Annotated in this window: 16 protein-coding genes; 6 read left to right on the forward strand and 10 right to left on the reverse strand. The window is 57.2% G+C overall.

The window, feature by feature from the left end:
* Window positions 1-4: 4 nt before the first annotated feature.
* From M2416_RS07830 to M2416_RS07865, 8 genes are all read right to left on the reverse strand, one after another.
* Window positions 5-496: an Hcp family type VI secretion system effector gene (locus M2416_RS07830; protein ID WP_259223111.1), complete on the reverse strand. Its 492-nt coding sequence runs from the start codon at window positions 494-496 to the stop codon at window positions 5-7.
* A 440-nt stretch (window positions 497-936) separates the two neighbouring features.
* The gene (locus tag M2416_RS07835; protein WP_217698331.1) at window positions 937-1,107 is read right to left on the reverse strand and encodes a YnfU family zinc-binding protein; all 171 of its coding nucleotides are present in this window, start codon (window positions 1,105-1,107) and stop codon (window positions 937-939) included.
* A 167-nt stretch (window positions 1,108-1,274) separates the two neighbouring features.
* On the reverse strand, window positions 1,275-2,045 hold the full coding sequence (locus M2416_RS07840; protein WP_259223114.1) for a 3-hydroxybutyrate dehydrogenase: 771 nt from the start codon (window positions 2,043-2,045) through the stop codon (window positions 1,275-1,277).
* 37 nt (window positions 2,046-2,082) lie between these two features.
* On the reverse strand, window positions 2,083-3,477 hold the full coding sequence (locus M2416_RS07845) for a GntP family permease (protein WP_259223115.1): 1,395 nt from the start codon (window positions 3,475-3,477) through the stop codon (window positions 2,083-2,085).
* Between the two features lie 43 nt (window positions 3,478-3,520).
* Window positions 3,521-4,444, reverse strand: a complete 924-nt coding sequence (locus M2416_RS07850; RefSeq protein ID WP_259223117.1) for a 3-hydroxyacyl-CoA dehydrogenase family protein — start codon at window positions 4,442-4,444, stop codon at window positions 3,521-3,523.
* The gene (locus M2416_RS07855) at window positions 4,441-5,637 is read right to left on the reverse strand and encodes an acetyl-CoA C-acetyltransferase (RefSeq protein ID WP_259223119.1); all 1,197 of its coding nucleotides are present in this window, start codon (window positions 5,635-5,637) and stop codon (window positions 4,441-4,443) included. The genes M2416_RS07850 and M2416_RS07855 overlap by 4 nt, the downstream gene beginning before the upstream one ends.
* A 10-nt stretch (window positions 5,638-5,647) precedes the next feature.
* Window positions 5,648-6,304, reverse strand: a complete 657-nt coding sequence (locus tag M2416_RS07860; protein WP_076948165.1) for a CoA transferase subunit B — start codon at window positions 6,302-6,304, stop codon at window positions 5,648-5,650.
* 2 nt (window positions 6,305-6,306) lie between these two features.
* Entirely contained in the window at window positions 6,307-7,014 is a 708-nt protein-coding gene (locus tag M2416_RS07865; RefSeq protein ID WP_041145964.1) for a CoA transferase subunit A, read from the reverse strand.
* Between the two features lie 142 nt (window positions 7,015-7,156).
* On the opposite strand from M2416_RS07865, the gene M2416_RS07870 reads away from it, so the two are divergent.
* The 5 genes from M2416_RS07870 to M2416_RS07890 all read left to right on the forward strand — a co-directional run bounded on the left by M2416_RS07870 (window position 7,157) and on the right by M2416_RS07890 (window position 12,539).
* Window positions 7,157-8,047: a LysR family transcriptional regulator gene (locus tag M2416_RS07870; protein WP_259223122.1), complete on the forward strand. Its 891-nt coding sequence runs from the start codon at window positions 7,157-7,159 to the stop codon at window positions 8,045-8,047.
* A 411-nt stretch (window positions 8,048-8,458) separates the two neighbouring features.
* Window positions 8,459-9,646, forward strand: coding sequence for a trans-sulfuration enzyme family protein (locus M2416_RS07875; RefSeq protein ID WP_076948167.1), 1,188 nt, complete (start codon window positions 8,459-8,461; stop codon window positions 9,644-9,646).
* Entirely contained in the window at window positions 9,639-11,057 is a 1,419-nt protein-coding gene (locus M2416_RS07880; RefSeq protein WP_076948168.1) for a Na+/H+ antiporter NhaC family protein, read from the forward strand. Before M2416_RS07875 ends, M2416_RS07880 begins: the two co-directional genes overlap by 8 nt.
* 27 nt (window positions 11,058-11,084) lie before the next feature.
* On the forward strand, window positions 11,085-11,471 hold the full coding sequence (locus M2416_RS07885) for a RidA family protein (protein WP_259223124.1): 387 nt from the start codon (window positions 11,085-11,087) through the stop codon (window positions 11,469-11,471).
* Between the two features lie 75 nt (window positions 11,472-11,546).
* Window positions 11,547-12,539, forward strand: a complete 993-nt coding sequence (locus M2416_RS07890; protein ID WP_259223125.1) for a D-cysteine desulfhydrase — start codon at window positions 11,547-11,549, stop codon at window positions 12,537-12,539.
* A gap of 107 nt (window positions 12,540-12,646) precedes the next feature.
* Here M2416_RS07890 and M2416_RS07895 read toward each other — a convergent pair whose 3' ends face one another.
* A complete protein-coding gene (locus tag M2416_RS07895; protein WP_143716410.1) occupies window positions 12,647-13,957 on the reverse strand; it encodes an L-cysteine desulfidase family protein in 1,311 nt (436 codons plus the stop codon).
* A gap of 287 nt (window positions 13,958-14,244) precedes the next feature.
* The gene (locus M2416_RS07900) at window positions 14,245-14,385 is read right to left on the reverse strand and encodes a hypothetical protein (RefSeq protein WP_004862935.1); all 141 of its coding nucleotides are present in this window, start codon (window positions 14,383-14,385) and stop codon (window positions 14,245-14,247) included.
* A gap of 310 nt (window positions 14,386-14,695) precedes the next feature.
* Between M2416_RS07900 and M2416_RS07905 the strand changes: the two genes are divergently transcribed.
* Window positions 14,696-15,604: a VirK/YbjX family protein gene (locus M2416_RS07905; RefSeq protein WP_259223129.1), complete on the forward strand. Its 909-nt coding sequence runs from the start codon at window positions 14,696-14,698 to the stop codon at window positions 15,602-15,604.
* Window positions 15,605-15,765 lie beyond the last annotated feature (161 nt).

Consider the following 15,765-nt stretch of genomic DNA (forward strand, 5'->3'; position numbering starts at 1 on the left):
CCCCTTAAGCAGCGCTGCGCTCATTCCAGCTATCTGAGTGAATGATATTTCCGTCCAGATATTTCCACGTGATTTTGTTGTAGGCCATTTCAACTGCTTCCATATGGTCGTAACGATCAAAATCAGGGTCTTTAATATCTTCCATATAAGGAACAACGCTAATAATCTGTGCCCCTTCCATGAAAATATTGAAGTATTCCTCCTCCTGTCCGGCATGGTTAATTCGAAAGAATTTCAGTTCAGCGGATTTTAAGCGCTTTCCTGTACCTGTAAACTGATAGAGATATGGGCTTGATGAATCAACAGCCTTAGTGAATACAAATGATGCATGCTCACGCGTCGCCGTGATTTTGCCGGACCAATCATCTGTTGGTATTGATACGCCATGTGCCAGCGCCGTAATCTCTATGCTCCCTTCACGCTGATGGACGTCAACCGATCCTCTGACTGCATTTCCGACGTCATCCATCAACCACAAATATACGGGTATAGCCATTTTAAATTTCCTTATTTATTTAAGAGTGAATACTCTACACCCGTGAAATTGTGATGCAATCTTAATATTATATTGCTTTGGTTTATTAATTTATTGGTTTTATAGTCTTCGTGAATGATATTTTAAAGTAAATATATATTGCGTATTACCGGAAAGCCTTCCGCCGGTGATTATTTTTTTAGTGGCCATCGAACCTGATCATCCTGGGGTGGCAACCGCGCAACCGGAAAAGTGAGGCACTTCGTCAGCCAACGGTGCTCGTTGCGGGTGACGGAAAAGTCCGCTATGCAAAGAAATACAATATTGATCTATTTAAAACCCGCCGGAGTGCGGGTTTTCTATTTGCCTGAACGGGGTAAAACCGATTGTCTCATTCGACCCAATAATAAGAATTATCTAAATAACGGGGCAAGGCACAATCAGCGTCGGGCATTTAGGGATTAGGCGGCGTTTCTGGGTGATGACTGGAAGAGTTTGTGGCAGTAAGGGCAGATGAGCTGGGCGCCTTTTTGTACTCGGCTAAAGCTATGTTCTGATTCCTGGGAGCAGTTAGGGCAGGAGCATTTTACAAGGTAATTACGGCGAGTTTTCGAGTCTTTTCGATCTGACATATGATTTTTTCCTGATGTAATGGCCTGCAACCATACATCATTCTTCTATCAATAGCTCGAAATGATTTCGTCGCGGGCAAATAAGCGCCTGATTGGTCAACGCTATTTACGCAATCCCAGCAGGGCGCGAGGACGATGCGGCAGCCGCGTCCTGCGCCCCGCGACGGTTATTGCGCGACCCAGCCGCCGTCCATATTCCACGCCGCGCCGCGTACCTGGGCGGCGGCGTCGCTGCAAAGGAATAGCGCCATCTCCCCCAGCTGCTCCGGGGTAACGAACTCGCCTGATGGCTGCTTTTCGGCCACCAGCTGCTCTCTGGCCAGCTGCGGGTCCGTGCCTTCGGCGATGCGTCGGTCGATCTGCTGCTGCACCAGCGGAGTTAGCACCCAGCCGGGGCAGATTGCATTGCAGGTGATGCCGGTTCTGGCGGTCTCCAGCGCCAGGGTTTTGGTCAAGCCGATCGCCCCATGCTTAGCCGCCACGTAGGCCGACTTATCCTTAGAGGCCACCAGACCGTGCACCGAGGCGATATTGATAATGCGTCCCCAGTTGCGTTCGCGCATGCGCGGCAGCGCCAGCCGGCTGGTGTGGAAAATGCTCGACAGGTTAATGGCGAGAATATCGTCCCATTTCTCGACGGCGAAGGACTCGACCGGCGCGACGTGCTGAATACCGGCGTTGTTGACGACGATATCGACGCCGCCAAACTCGCGTTCGGCCCAGGCGAACATCGCTTCGATTTGGCCTACGTCGCGCAGGTCGGCGTCGTGGTAGCCCGGCGCGAGCCCCAGCTGTGCAACCTCGGCGCAGGCGGCCTGGCTATCGCCAAAGCCGTTGAGGATGGTCTGCGCGCCGGCTTTCGCCAGCACCCTGGCGATCCCTAAACCAATACCGCTCGTTGAGCCGGTGATCAGCGCGACTTTACCTTGAAGATTCATCTTATTTTCCTTAGCGTTACCGGTTAAACGGTGTCAGCTACACGATACCGGTTAAATAGAAGACGGCAATCACGAACAGGACCGCCAGGCTCTTAATCACGGTGATGGCGAAGATCCCGCCGTAGGCCTGGCGGTGGCTGAGTCCGGTGATGGCGAGCAGCGTAATGACCGCGCCGTTGTGCGGCAGCGTATCCATCCCGCCGCTGGCCATTGAGGCCACGCGGTGCAGCACCTCAAGCGGAATGTTGGCGGCGTGCGCGGCGGCGATAAAGGTATCCGACATCGCCGCCAGCGCGATGCTCATCCCCCCGGAGGCCGAACCGGTGATCCCGGCCAGCACCGTGACGCTGATCGCTTCGTTCAGCAGCGGATTGGGGATCGCGGTCAGCGCTTTTGACAGCACCAGAAACCCCGGCAGGGCGGCAATGACCGCGCCGAAGCCATATTCCGAGGCGGTATTCATGGCCGCAAGAATGGCCCCGCTCACCGCCGTCCGGCTGCCTTCGGCGAGGCGGCCGCGAATGTTGCGAAAGCCGAACAGCAGCACCACTAAAATGCCGGAAAGCAGGGCGGCTTCCACCGCCCAGATGGCGGTGATTTTGCCGGTCTCGGTGATGATAGGCTTCGCCAGGCCCGGCAGGCTCAGCTCGTGGGTCGGGCCGTACCACTGCGGGATCCAGCGGGTAAACAGCAGGTTCAGCACGCCCACCAGCAGCAGCGGCGCAATCGCAATCAGCGGATGGGGAAGGTTAATATTGTCAGGCGTTTCCGGCTCATTTTGCAGATCCGTCCCGTAGTCTTCGCCGCGAGCCTGCGCCCTGCGGCGCTGGCGATCCAGCCACAGCAGGCCAAAGGTAATAATAAACAGCGATCCAATCAGCCCGAGCCACGGCGCGGCCCAGGCGTTGGTGCCGAAAAAGCTGGTCGGAATAATGTTCTGAATCTGCGGCGTGCCGGGCAGGGCGTCCATGGTGAAGGAGAAGGCGCCCAGCGCGACGGTGGCCGGGATCAGCCGCTTGGGGATCCCGCTCTGGCGGAACAGCTCTGCGGCAAAGGGATAGACCGCAAAGGCCACCACAAACAGCGACACGCCGCCGTAGGTCAGCAGCGCGCAGACCAGCACGATGACCGGAATGGCGTGACGGCGGCCGAGCAGCCGGATCGCCGCGGCGACTATCGAGCGCGAGAAGCCCGAAAGCTCAATCAGCTTGCCGAACACCGCCCCCAGCAGAAACACCGGGAAATAAAGCTTCACAAAGCCGACCATTTTTTCCATAAACAGCCCGGTAAAGGTCGGGCCTACGGCGCTCGGGTCGGTGAGCAGTACCGCGCCAAGGGCGGCGATCGGGGCGAAGAGGATAACGCTATATCCTCGGTAGGCGGCCAGCATCAGCAGCGCCAGTGCGGCCAGGGCAATCAAAACACTCATCACGACTCCTCACTCTCATTGTTATTGTTGGGTACGGTACGAGAAGTTACGGTTTCAGGGCGTGGCGCAGCAGGTGCTCCCGGCGCGACTGAATACGGGCATTGCGCGCCTCATCCCAGCGGTAAAACCCTTGCCCGCTGCGGGCGCCGGTCTCGCCCCTGGCAACTTTTTCCGCCACCAGATCCATCATCTGCGACCCGCTGGCGAGCTCCGGCAGCAGGTGCTGACAAATATCCTTGACCGTTGCCAGCCCGGTCATATCCGCGGCTTCAAGCGGGCCAACCATCGCGTAGCGGCGGCCGAGCGATGAGCGCATTACCCGGTCCACCACCTCCGGCGAGGCGATCCCGCTTTGCACGATGTGCAGCGCCTCGCGCAGCAGGGCAAACTGCAGGCGGTTGCCGACGAAGCCCGGCGCGGCGCGGTTGAGCACCACCGCCTCCAGCCCGGTGGCGGATAAAAAGTCGCTCACCTGCAGCGGCAGCTCCGGGCGGGTGGCGCTGCCGGGAACCACCTCGACGAGCGGAATAAAATGCGGCGGGTGCCAGAAATGGGCGATCAGCAGGCGCTGCGGATGCTTCATCCCCTGCGCCAGCCGATCCGGCGGCAGGCCGCTGGTATTGCTGGCAATCACCGCATCGTCGGCGATCAGCGCCTCAAGCTGCGCGTACAGGGCGTGCTTAAGCGGCAGGCGCTCCGGGATCGCCTCAATCAGCAGGGTGCAATCCGCCACGTCGCTCAGCGCGGTGGTGCCGCAGAGGTTGCCCAGCGCCGCGGCGCGGTTGGCGGCGTCGAACTGCCCGGCATCCTGCAGTTCATTAAGAATGGCGCTGGCGACGGCGGCAATTTCGGCGATCCGCGCCGGATCGGTGTCGTAGATCCGCACCCGATGGCCATGGCGGGCAAAGTGGCAGGCAATGCCGACGCCCATCAGCCCGCTGCCGAGTACCGCGATGTTTGGTTCATTCATGATGCCTCCCGTTCACGTTCAATGGTCATGGCGATGCCCTGTCCGCCACCGACGCAGAGGGTTGCCAGCCCTTTACTGACGCCGCGCCGCTGCATCTCATACAGCAGGGTCACCAGAATGCGGCAGCCGGAGGCGCCGATGGGGTGGCCGAGGGCGATGGCGCCGCCGTTGACGTTCACCTTCCGGCTGTCCCAGCCCAGCGCCTCGCCGACGGCCAGCGCCTGCACGGCGAAGGCTTCGTTGGCTTCAATTAAATCGACCTCATCCAGCGTCCATCCGGCGCGCGCCAGCGCCAGCCGACAGGCGCTAACCGGGCCGATTCCCATCACCGCCGGGTCAACGCCGGCGACGGCGGAGCTCACTATTCTGCCGAGCACCGGCAGCCCCAGCTCACGGGCTTTGTCGGCGCTCATCAGCAGCACCGCCGCCGCGCCGTCGTTTAGCGAAGAGGCGTTGCCGGCGGTGACGCTGCCGTCCTGCGGGCGAAAGGCCGGGCGCAGCTGCGCCAGCTGCTGTTCGCTGGTATCCGGGCGCGGCTGCTCGTCGTGCTCAACCCGCCGCGGCGCCTTTTTGCCCTGGCTGACGCTGACGGAGACAATTTCATCGTCAAAGCGGCCCGCTTCGATGGCCGCCGCCGCCTTTTGCTGCGAGCAGGCGGCGAAGGCGTCCTGGCGCTGGCGGGTAATGGCGAATTCGTCGGCGAGGTTTTCGGCGGTGATGCCCATGTGGTAGTCGTTGAAGGCGTCCCACAGGCCGTCCTGGATCATGCTGTCGAGCAGGGTGGTGTGGCCGAAGCGCAGCCCGGCGCGGGCGCCATCCACCAGATACGCCGCGTTGCTCATGCTCTCCTGACCGCCGGCGATGACGATTTCCGCGTCGCCGCAGCGGATGGCCTGGGCCGCCTGCTGAACGGCCTTCAGCCCGGAGCCGCAGACCAGGTTCACCGTCACCGCCGGGGTATCAACCGACAGCCCGGCCCGCAGCGCCGTCTGGCGCGCCGGGTTTTGTCCGCAGCCAGCGGTAAGCACCTGGCCGAAAATAAGCTCATCGACCGCATCCGCCGGGAGCTGGCTACGGGCCAGCAGGCCGCGCACGACCTCAACGCCGAGATCCACCGCGGAAAGCGTGTCGAAGGCGCCGCGAAAGCTGCCGACCGGCGTTCTGGCGGCGCTGACAATCACAACCTCTTGCATAGGGATATCCTCAGTTGAAGCGCATTTCGCGCACGTCGTCAGGGACGATCAGGCGGCCGGCGGTTTTGCTGACAATCTCCGCGACGCTGACGCCCGGGGCGTATTCGCGCAGCACAAATGCCCCGTCGATAATCTCCAGCAGGGCGAGGTCGGTCAGCACCCGCTGAATGCAGCCGACGCCGGTGAGCGGCAGGGTGCACTGCGCCAGCAGCTTGGATTCGCCATCCTTTGAGGCGTGGGTCATCACCACGATGATGTTCTGCGCCCCGGCCACCAGGTCCATCGCTCCGCCCATGCCCTTGACCATTTTTCCAGGGATCATCCACGAGGCAATATTGCCCTGCACGTCCACTTCGAAGGCGCCGAGCACGGTCAGGTCGACGTGGCCGCCGCGGATCATGGCGAAGGACTGCGCGGAGTCAAAAATTGCCGCGCCGACGCGGGCGGTGACGGTCTGTTTACCGGCGTTAATCATGTCGGCGTCGAGCTGCTCTTCCAGCGGAAAGCCGCCCATGCCGAGCAGGCCATTTTCAGATTGCAGCATCACGTCGATGCCGTCGGGGATGTAGTTAGCGACCAGCGTCGGGATGCCGATACCGAGGTTGACGTAGTCGCCGTCGCGCAGCTCCCGGGCGACGCGCATCGCCATTTGTTCACGAGTCAGCATAGTCAGAGGTTCCCCGCGCGCAGCGTGCGCTGCTCAATACGTTTCTCAAAGTTACCGACGATCAGCCTGTCAACGTAGATGCCGGGAGTATGAATGGTGGCCGGCGGCAGCTCGCCTGGGGGGACAATCTCTTCTACTTCCACCACCGTAATGCGCCCGGCGGCGGCCATCAGCGGGTTAAAGTTTTGCGCGGTGTGGCGATAGATAACGTTGCCGTACCAGTCGGCCTTCCAGCCCTTAATCAGGGCGAAATCGCCGCTAATGGCCTCTTCGAGGATGTAGTGCTTGCCGGCAAACTGGCGTACCTCTTTGCCTTCCGCCACCGGCGTACCGTAGCCGGTGGCGGTATAAAACCCCGGAATACCGGCCCCGCCGGCGCGAATTTTCTCCGCCAGCGTGCCCTGGGGGGTGAGTTCGACGTCGAGCTCGCCGCTCAGCGCCTGCTGGGCAAAGAGCGCGTTTTCGCCCACGTAGGAGGCCACCACCTTGCGCACCTGGCGGCTCTCCAGCAGCATGCCGAGGCCAAAGCCGTCGACGCCGCAGTTATTGGACACCACCGTCAGACCCTGCGTCCCGCGGCGCTTCACTTCGGCGATGAGGTTTTCCGGGATCCCGCAGAGGCCAAAGCCGCCCGCCAGTACCGTCATTCCGTCGGTTAATCCTTCCAGCGCCGCTTCGTAGCTGGCGACGCGCTTATCCAGTCCTGCCATGTTTCACCTCTGCTGGCTTGCGATAGGGTTATCATTGAGGGCGCAGACTGATTTGTTAATTTTGAATTTGTGACCCACTCATTTGGTTTTTTTATTAATTTATTGTTAACTAAATTTTTTCAATTAGTTAACAGGATAAAAAATGAGAATGAGTGTCAAACAGTTACGCGCGTTTTTAGCGGTAGCTCACACTCTGAATTTCGCTCACGCCAGCGAGAGGCTGAATCTTTCCCAGCCGGCGCTCAGTTTGACGATCAAGGGACTGGAAGAGGTTTTAGGCGGCCCTCTGCTGCAGCGCAGCACCCGTAAAGTGACGCTGACGCAGGAGGGCGAGATTTTTCTACCGATGGCCCGCCAGCTGCTGGCGGACTGGGATAACGCCGAAGAGGCGATGCGCCAGAGCTTTACCCTGCAGCGGGGAAAAATCTCCATCGCCGCAATGCCCTCCTTTGCCGCGAACGTGCTGCCCGAGGTGCTGAAAGCCTTCCGCGACCGCTATGCGGCGATTAACGTCACGGTTCACGACGTCATCAACGAACAGGTGATTGAAATGGTTCGCGAAGGGCGGGTGGAGATGGGCATCGCCTTTGAGCCCGCGCCGACCAACAACCTGCTTTTTACGCCTCTCGCTGTAGACCGCTTCGTGGCGATTGTGCCGAAAGCGTCCCCCTTAGCCGGCAAAAGCCACCTTTCATGGCGGGAGCTGCTGACGCTGGATTTTATTACCCTGCAGCGGCCGTCGGCGGTGCGTCTGATGCTCGAGGAGGAGCTGGCGCGCAGCGGGCGTAAGCTCGACGTGGCGCTGGAGAGCCACCAGCTGGTGACGGTGGGGCGGATGGTCGCCAGCGGCCTCGGCGGCAGCGCGGTGCCGGCGCTGTGCCGCTCGCAGATGGCGGCGCTGGGGGCGGTGTGCCTGCCGCTGGATAACCCGCCGATTGAAAAATGCATCGGGGTGATCCACGCCGGACATATGCAGCTCTCAAAAGCGGCGCAGGCGCTGCTGGACACGCTGAAGGGTTTTCTGCCCGCCTGACCGCAGGGACGGTATTTGCCGTAATGCTGACGCAGACCCGGCCTGGGGAATGAATTTCCCCGGGCAAGGGGTAAAGAGTGTGATTTTTCCCCTATTTTTTGTGATTCAAATCACCATTAATAAAAATAGTGATATTTATCAATAAATTACAAAATTACCCTTTTGGGTTTTGGAGAATAAATTTCTCCACTTTGCCCTTGTTTGGGGGAAAATAGGTAAGATTTACTTCGGGCGCTAATATATATTTTAATAGTGGTTGATTTATAAAAATATCTGTGTTGATAGCAGCGGGGTTGGCTATTTTTTTAGCGCTGCGCAGCGTTTTGGTTGCTGTTTTATTAGCCGGCGCTGATGCTGTTAGCGAGATAAATGTTCAATGCCTAATGTCGAATAATAGTTTGAGTATATCCTATGAAAAATAAATTTAAAGATATTGCGACTCTGGTTGTCCATGCCGGGAATCAAATTGATCCGGCGAATAATGCCATATTTACCCCGATTGTTACCGCCAGCTCTTTTATACAGCCGAATCTCAATGAAGGCGGCGATTTTTGCTACTCGAGGGTGTCGAACCCGACCCGTAAGGCTTATGAGTCGGCGCTTGCCGAGCTGGAGGGCGGGATTTATGCCACCGCTACCGCCTCAGGCATGGCCGCCACGAATATCGTTATGGAGCTATTGCCGAAAGACTCACATATTATTGCGATGCAGGGTGTATATGGCGGCACCTGGCGCCTATTCGATAAGCTAAAGGGTAATACAACCGGCGCCACCGTTTCCTATATTGATCTTAATGATGAAGAATGCCTGATTGCCAGTATTCAGGAAAATACGAATTTAATCTGGATTGAAACGCCGACTAATCCGCTGCTGGAGCTGGTGGATATTAATAAAGTGTGCAGTATTGCGAAAGCGCGCGGTATTTTGACCTGCGTCGATAATACCTTCGCCAGCGCCTGGAACCATCAGCCGCTGGAAATGGGTGCGGATCTGGTTATGCTCTCCACCAGTAAATATATCGGCGGCCACTCCGATTTAATTGGCGGGGCGGTGATCGCCCATAGCGAACTGCTCGCCGCCCGGCTTGATTTTATCAAAACGACCATCGGCTCTATCGCATCGCCTTTCGATGCCTACCTGGCGCTGCGTGGGATGAAAACGCTGGATGTCCGCATGCAGCGCCAGTGCAGCAACGCTCAGCGTATCGCCGAGTATCTTGAAAATCATCCGGCGGTTGCTCGCGTCTATTATCCCGGCCTGCCTTCGCATCCGCAGCATGCGCTGTGCAAAAAGCAGATGCGCTCGGGGGGCGCGGTGGTTACCGCTACCCTAAAAGGCGACCTGCAGGGCCTGAAACGCTTTATCTCCGGTCTGCGCTATTTCGTGCTTGCCGAATCGCTGGGCGGCGTGGAGAGCATGATCAATCATTCGGCATCGATGTCGCATGCCGCGATGTCAAAAGAGGAGCGGGAAGCGATAGGCGTCTACGACACCACGCTTCGATTCTCCATCGGGATCGAGAACGTTGAGGATCTGCTAGCCGATCTTGATGCGGCTTTTGCCGCCGGCGCCCGCACACAGGATGGCGATCATGCATGACTATGGCATCTGGACAATTATCACCCCGATGGTCACCATTATTTTGGCGATCCTCACCCGGCAGGTGATCCTCTCCCTGCTGACCGGCATTTTTGTCGGGTATGCGGTGATTCATCAAAGCCTGATCCAGGGCGTTGGCGGCACCCTCAACGGCATCATTGAGACCTTTGCCTCCGCGGGCAACGCGCGAACGATTATCTTTATGGTAATGATCGGCGGCATTATGCGGCTCATCGTGGTAACCGGCGGCGTGCGCAAGCTGGTCCAGTTTCTCTCTGAGAAAAACGACTTTGTCACCAATAAGAAGTCGGTTCAGCTGCTGGCGATGCTGGTCACCTCGCTTATCTTTATCGAGAGCTCGATTAACCAGCTGATTGCCGGGGCGTCGACAAAAAATCTCGCCCGGCGCTATAAGGTCTCGCCGGAAAAGATGTCCTACATCATTCAAACCTCCTGCGTATCGGTCTGCTCATCGGTGATGATCAACGGCTGGGGGGCGGCGATGATGGGGATTATCGGCGTACAGATTGCGCAGGGCTATTTGACCGGCGAACCCTTTGAAGTGCTGGCCAGCTCAATGGTCTGGAATATCATGGCCTGGTTTTCGCTGGCGTCCGTCATCTTCTATATCCTTTCCGGCTCTACCTGGGGGCCGATGAAAAAGGCGGAAGTTCGCTTTGAGTCCTGCCTGATGGAGCAAGAGCAGGAGGAGAGTGAAGCGGAGCAGGACCCGGTGATTGATCATCCGGCATGCGCCTCGCTGCTTAATTTCTTTATCCCTATTCTTTCAACCGTGCTGATGGTTCCGGTGGTGCTCTATATTACCGGCGACGGGCAGTTCTCCAGGGGCAGCGGCTCCATGTCGGTCTACTCCGGGGTGATGTTCGGTACCGTCGTCTCTTTTGCCTGGTTCAGACTACGCGGCATTTTAAACGTCGAGAATTTCTTTAAAGAGCTCTATATCGGCTACGCCAGCATGGTGAAAATTAGCTCAATTATGATCCTCGCCTTTTTGATGGGACATATTTCGGCAGAGCTCAACACCGGGCAGTATATTGCCTCCATTACCTCGGGCGTTATCCCCTCCGGATTTTCGATTGGCTTTATCTTTTTGATTGCGGCAGTCATGTCTTTAGCCACCGGGACCTCGTGGGGAACGTTCGCCATTATGATCCCAATTGGCGTGCAGCTGGGCGTTTCGCTCGGTATCGACCCTCACTTTATGATCGGTGCGGCTATTTCCGGTTCAATCTTTGGTGACATGACTTCGCCTATCTCCAGCGATGCCATCGTGGCTTCAATGGCCACCAACTGCGATCACATTGAGCATATTCGCACGCAGATGCCCTATGCGCTGGTCACCGGGTTCCTCGCGCTCATCGTCTATTTAATCGTCGGGTTTTCGATTTAACGCTCAATACTCATACAAGGATTTATCATGACCAGGATTATCTCTACGCCGCAGGCTCCGGAAGCTATTGGCCCCTATATTCAGGGCGCCCGGGCAGGGGGTTTTATCTTTACCTCGGGGCAGCTGCCGATTCATCCGTCTACCGGCGAGATCGCCGAATGTGCCGCCGGGCAGGCCCGGCAAAGCCTGGGGAATATTAAGGCTATTATTGAAGCCGGCGGATTAGCCCTCGAACATATTTGTAAGGTTAATATTTTCGTTAAGGACCTGAACGAATTTGCGGCAATTAATCAGGCCTACGCCGGGTTTTTTGACCAGCACTCGGTGCCGTATCCGGCGCGCTCCTGCGTGGAGGTTGCGCGCCTGCCGAAAGATGTCAAAGTCGAAATTGAAGCGGTGGCCTGGCAGGGCTAACGACGCCTCAGCGTTATCACAACGGTGGCCGCGTCGCGCCACCGTTTTTATTCCTTCTTATTGAGAGCAAACGTAATGCTGATAAAAAATTATCTGCAGGCGCTGCCGCGCGTTGAGCTGGTAGGGGCGGTGACGCCGATCCAGCACCTCAGACGGCTGTCGGAGTATCTGCAGCGCGATATCTATATTAAGCGAGACGATCTTTCTTATCTTGGTATGGGGGGCAATAAGCTCAGAAAGCTCGAGTTTCTCGCAGCAGATGCGCTTAAACAAGGCTGCGATACGCTGGTGACGGCAGGTGCCATTCAGTCGAATCACGTGCGCCAGACCGCGGCCACGGCCGCGCATCTGGGCCTGAAATGCGCGGCATTGCTTGAAAATCCGATCGCCACGGATGCGCCAAACTATCTCGCAAACGGTAACTATTTACTCTCCTCGATGATGGGCTGTCGTCTGGAAAACGTCGAGGCGCTTAGCGATCCTGATGCGCAGCTGCAGGCGTTTAGCGAGAGGCTCGCTCGCGGCGGAGCAAAGCCGTACGTGATCCCGGTTGGCGGCTCGAATGCGCTGGGATCGCTGGGCTACGTTGACTGTGCGCTGGAAATTGCCGGGCAGTGCGCGCGGATGGATCTCAATATCGGTTCGCTGGTGGTACCTTCGGGAAGCGCGGGAACGCATGCCGGACTGGCGGTAGGTTTTGCCCACTGCTGGCCGGATATAGCGGTGGTTGGAGTGACCGTTTCACGCCTTGCCAGCGATCAGCTGCCTAAGGTGGTAACGCTGCAGAACGAGCTCTCGGCGCGGCTCAACGTGATGACCTCTTCGCCGATAACGCTGTGGGATGACTATTTTGCGCCGCGCTACGGCACGCCGAATAGCGAGGGGATGCGGGCGGTTGAGCTGCTGGCGAGCCTCGAAGGCATCATGCTGGACCCGGTTTATACCGGCAAGGCGATGGCGGGGCTGATTGACGGCGTGCAAAAATCGCGATTCAGCGGCAGCGGTCCGCTGATGTTTATCCATACCGGCGGCGCCCCGGCGCTGTTCGCCTATTGTCCGCAGGTTTAAGCCTCACGCTTTGCCTCGATGCCCCGGCAGCCCTGTGCTGAGCGGGGCGATGATATTGTCAGCGTTCTCCCCGGCGCGGTCGCGTGCGCCGCAGCCCGGGGACGTCGCTAATAGTGCTTGTGCGCCATGATGGTAATAATCTGCCGATCGGTATGCTGCATGGCCTGCGCGGCGAGGGCGCATAAATTACGAATCGAATTTTCCACATCGCGCTCGACGATACCGTCGCTGGCGGAAACGACGGAATTATCCAGCGCCAGCAGGGTTGCTTTCCATGCGCAAGAGACGCTGGTCGAGACCTTCATTGAGCAGCTGCTGGAGGCGCCGTCGCAAATCATACCGCTGATATCGCCAATCATATTGTTGACCGCCATGGCGATATTGTCGTAACTCCCCTCCATCAGCCAGATAATCCCCGCCGCGGCGCCCATTGCGGCGGTGGTGGTGGCGCAGAGCGCGGAGAGGCGCGGAAGCTTGCTGTGGATGTAGATAGCCACGAGATGCGACAGCGCCAGCGCGCGGGTGAGCTGCTGCCGGCTGGCGCCGAGCCGTTCAGCGGCAACCACTACCGGCAGGGTGGCGGTAATGCCCTGATTACCGGAACCGGAGTTGGTCATTGCCGGGAGCGTGGCGCCGCCCATTCTGGCATCCGAGGCGGCGCTGGTACGATAGAGGATTTCGTTAAAAATATCGTCTGCGGCCAGACCCTTATCGACCTGACGCTTAAGGGTTGGCCCAATATGCAGACCCCACTCCTTCGCCAGACCTCTCTTCGAGAGGGCGTTGTTCATCTGCGCGGCGGCTAAAATAAAGTCGATCTCTTCGCAGGGAACGTCGCGAATAAAATCGAAGAGCTGGCGCAGCGAGCTGCCGGCAACCTGGGCCAGCGGCTGCGGCCGATCGCCGCCGGCGGGTTCCGCCGTTTTGACAAACACGGGTTGTCCCATTTTTTCAATCGACACCACGTTGGTATGATCACCGATGATAGTGACCGTCGCGTGCTGGTCGCCGGCATAAACCCTCGCGCGAACGTAGAGCGCCTCCTCGCAGGGCTCCTGCAGGACAATGCGCACGGCGCCGACGGTGAGCAGGGCTTTGGCCGCGGCAATTTGCCGCTGGCTGGCACTCTTAAGCACTTCAAGATTCGCCTGCGGGTCGCCGGCGATAGCGCCCAGGGCTGCAGCAATAGGCAGGCCGAGCATATCCGTGCCCGGCACGGTAACCCCCATTCCATTTTTCATTAAATTGGGCGACACCGATGCCTCAATGCGTACGATGGCCCCGGATAGCTGCCGTGCCGCAACGGCGCAGGCGAGGGCGACGGAGACGGGTTCGGTGCAGCCTAATGCCGGCTTAACCTCTTGCCTGAGGACGGTGATGAAGGCGTTCCATTTTACGCGGGTTTCCCGGTGTGGCATGACTGAGCCTCTGTTGGGTACAGGAAAAGGTCCATCGAGAGAGTGAACGAAGCGGAACCTCAACTCTCCCGGTCCTGAGCATCTCAGCCGTCAAACCAGCATTGACAGTACGGCTGGCGCTTCAGGAGGAATGTTAGCGCACCAGACAGAGAAATAGGTTGCATGTTCGCTATGTAAAAACCGACTTTTAGAGAAAAAAATACTTCTATATGCGGGGTGGGTAGATGGTTTTACTTCTCAGCGGGGAGAGGACATAAAAAAACCGGCCTCGTCGGCCGGTTCAAAAATCAGATTTTGCAGGCGTCGCCGCAATCATCATCGGCAACGATCGCCTCGGCTTTCTTATCCGCGTCTTCAAGGCGTTCAGCGTTACGCTCCTGCGCCTCTTCCAGACCGCTAAAAACCAGGTTGTCGAGATCAATTTCCATGAGTTACCCACTTTAGTTCAGTTTTGACCGTGGCCAGATTATAGGGCAAAACGGGCGAGGGGGCACCTCGTGCCGTCGTTGACAGCACGTAGCGGTAACCCGCGCCCGTTTCCCCCAGCAGGAGATGAATAATAAAGCCGACTGCTAATAATGAGAGTTGACAGGCGGGCTTAATTTAATTTCAGGTTCTACAGAATGATTACCTGGCTATTTATTAAATGAAAGGACAACGAACGGGTAACTAAGCGTTGACTTGAATGATTTATGATATTATTGCCGCGATTATGGTTGATTCTATGGATCTTGATCGATGGCTATAACAGCAGCAGTCGCCATCAAAGAATGGCGAAAAAATAATAAACTCATTTGTAATGTTAAACTCAAATATAAGAAGGTGTTACGTCGATGCAGAGAAATACCTCTGGCAGGGGGCAAATATAGGGAATACCGGGCGCTGTGTGATAAATACGTTTGCGCCAGATTAACCGGCGCCACGGAGGGGCTGGTCAGCTTTCAGGATAAACCCTTCAAAGCCTATTTAAATAAGAAGTTGTCAAAGAGAACCAAACTCGATATCGCCTACGGCTCGTTGATTTTTATGGAAAAAACATTTTCCGCAGCGATCATGCCGCAGCTGTATAACGTGACGGAGTTTGGGTTGACGGTAGCGACCGTTCCGCTGAAAAATGGTACCAGCATTGACGTTAAGCTGCTGGCATCGCCTTTTCAGGAAGAAGGGGAGCTGATGCTGTTAATGCTTCTCGATAATAGACGCATCTACAGTCTCTGTTTTTCCTGTACCGCCGACGGCCGCGCTTATATTGGCGGCATTCAGGGAGGGAAAGACGTGACCGGTGATGAAATTAAAGTCCTGACTAAGGAGCTTCACGGTATCCGACCTAAAAATTTAATTATCACGCTGCTGTACGGTTTTTTACAGCACTGTAATATTAAAGAGATCTATGCGGTTGACAGCAATTTCCACGTTAAAAGCGACAAAGTAATGACTAATTACGCTGCGCTATGGCTGGAAGTGGGCGGTGAGCAGCATCGTCGCGGTTGGTATAAGCTGCCGTCGCAGGAAATAAAGAAAAGCCTTGAAGAGGTCAAAAGTAAGCATCGCAGCCAGTTTATCAAACGTGAAAGTTTGAAGGAGCTGGCGCAGCACGAGCTTGCGGCTTCAATGCAGCAGCTTGGCGGGCGTCTTAGCGCCGGTTAATCTGCTGCGGTGGGGTTGTCGGTCAACAGGGGGCTGTTGGCCGGCAATCTCCCACCATCTCCGGCTATTTCCAGCTATTTATAAGCGTCTCCCGATATCTTCCATCATCGCCGGCTAATGCCCACTCTCTCCCGAACTCTCCCGTACTCTCCCGTACTAGC

It is taken from the genome of Klebsiella sp. BIGb0132 (assembly GCF_024810075.1).
Lineage (GTDB): Bacteria > Pseudomonadota > Gammaproteobacteria > Enterobacterales > Enterobacteriaceae > Klebsiella > Klebsiella terrigena.

What these genes read in the sequence shown, in the direction of transcription:
- M2416_RS07830 (WP_259223111.1), bottom strand. Translation starts at nt 496, where the DNA reads ATGGCTATACCCGTATATTTGTGGTTGATGGATGACGTCGGAAATGCA.
- M2416_RS07835 (WP_217698331.1), bottom strand. Translation starts at nt 1,107, where the DNA reads ATGTCAGATCGAAAAGACTCGAAAACTCGCCGTAATTACCTTGTAAAA.
- M2416_RS07840 (WP_259223114.1), bottom strand. Translation starts at nt 2,045, where the DNA reads ATGAATCTTCAAGGTAAAGTCGCGCTGATCACCGGCTCAACGAGCGGT.
- M2416_RS07850 (WP_259223117.1), bottom strand. Translation starts at nt 4,444, where the DNA reads ATGAATGAACCAAACATCGCGGTACTCGGCAGCGGGCTGATGGGCGTC.
- M2416_RS07855 (WP_259223119.1), bottom strand. Translation starts at nt 5,637, where the DNA reads ATGCAAGAGGTTGTGATTGTCAGCGCCGCCAGAACGCCGGTCGGCAGC.
- M2416_RS07860 (WP_076948165.1), bottom strand. Translation starts at nt 6,304, where the DNA reads ATGCTGACTCGTGAACAAATGGCGATGCGCGTCGCCCGGGAGCTGCGC.
- M2416_RS07865 (WP_041145964.1), bottom strand. Translation starts at nt 7,014, where the DNA reads ATGGCAGGACTGGATAAGCGCGTCGCCAGCTACGAAGCGGCGCTGGAA.
- M2416_RS07870 (WP_259223122.1), top strand. Translation starts at nt 7,157, where the DNA reads ATGAGAATGAGTGTCAAACAGTTACGCGCGTTTTTAGCGGTAGCTCAC.
- M2416_RS07875 (WP_076948167.1), top strand. Translation starts at nt 8,459, where the DNA reads ATGAAAAATAAATTTAAAGATATTGCGACTCTGGTTGTCCATGCCGGG.
- M2416_RS07880 (WP_076948168.1), top strand. Translation starts at nt 9,639, where the DNA reads ATGCATGACTATGGCATCTGGACAATTATCACCCCGATGGTCACCATT.
- M2416_RS07885 (WP_259223124.1), top strand. Translation starts at nt 11,085, where the DNA reads ATGACCAGGATTATCTCTACGCCGCAGGCTCCGGAAGCTATTGGCCCC.
- M2416_RS07890 (WP_259223125.1), top strand. Translation starts at nt 11,547, where the DNA reads ATGCTGATAAAAAATTATCTGCAGGCGCTGCCGCGCGTTGAGCTGGTA.
- M2416_RS07895 (WP_143716410.1), bottom strand. Translation starts at nt 13,957, where the DNA reads ATGCCACACCGGGAAACCCGCGTAAAATGGAACGCCTTCATCACCGTC.
- M2416_RS07900 (WP_004862935.1), bottom strand. Translation starts at nt 14,385, where the DNA reads ATGGAAATTGATCTCGACAACCTGGTTTTTAGCGGTCTGGAAGAGGCG.
- M2416_RS07905 (WP_259223129.1), top strand. Translation starts at nt 14,696, where the DNA reads ATGGCTATAACAGCAGCAGTCGCCATCAAAGAATGGCGAAAAAATAAT.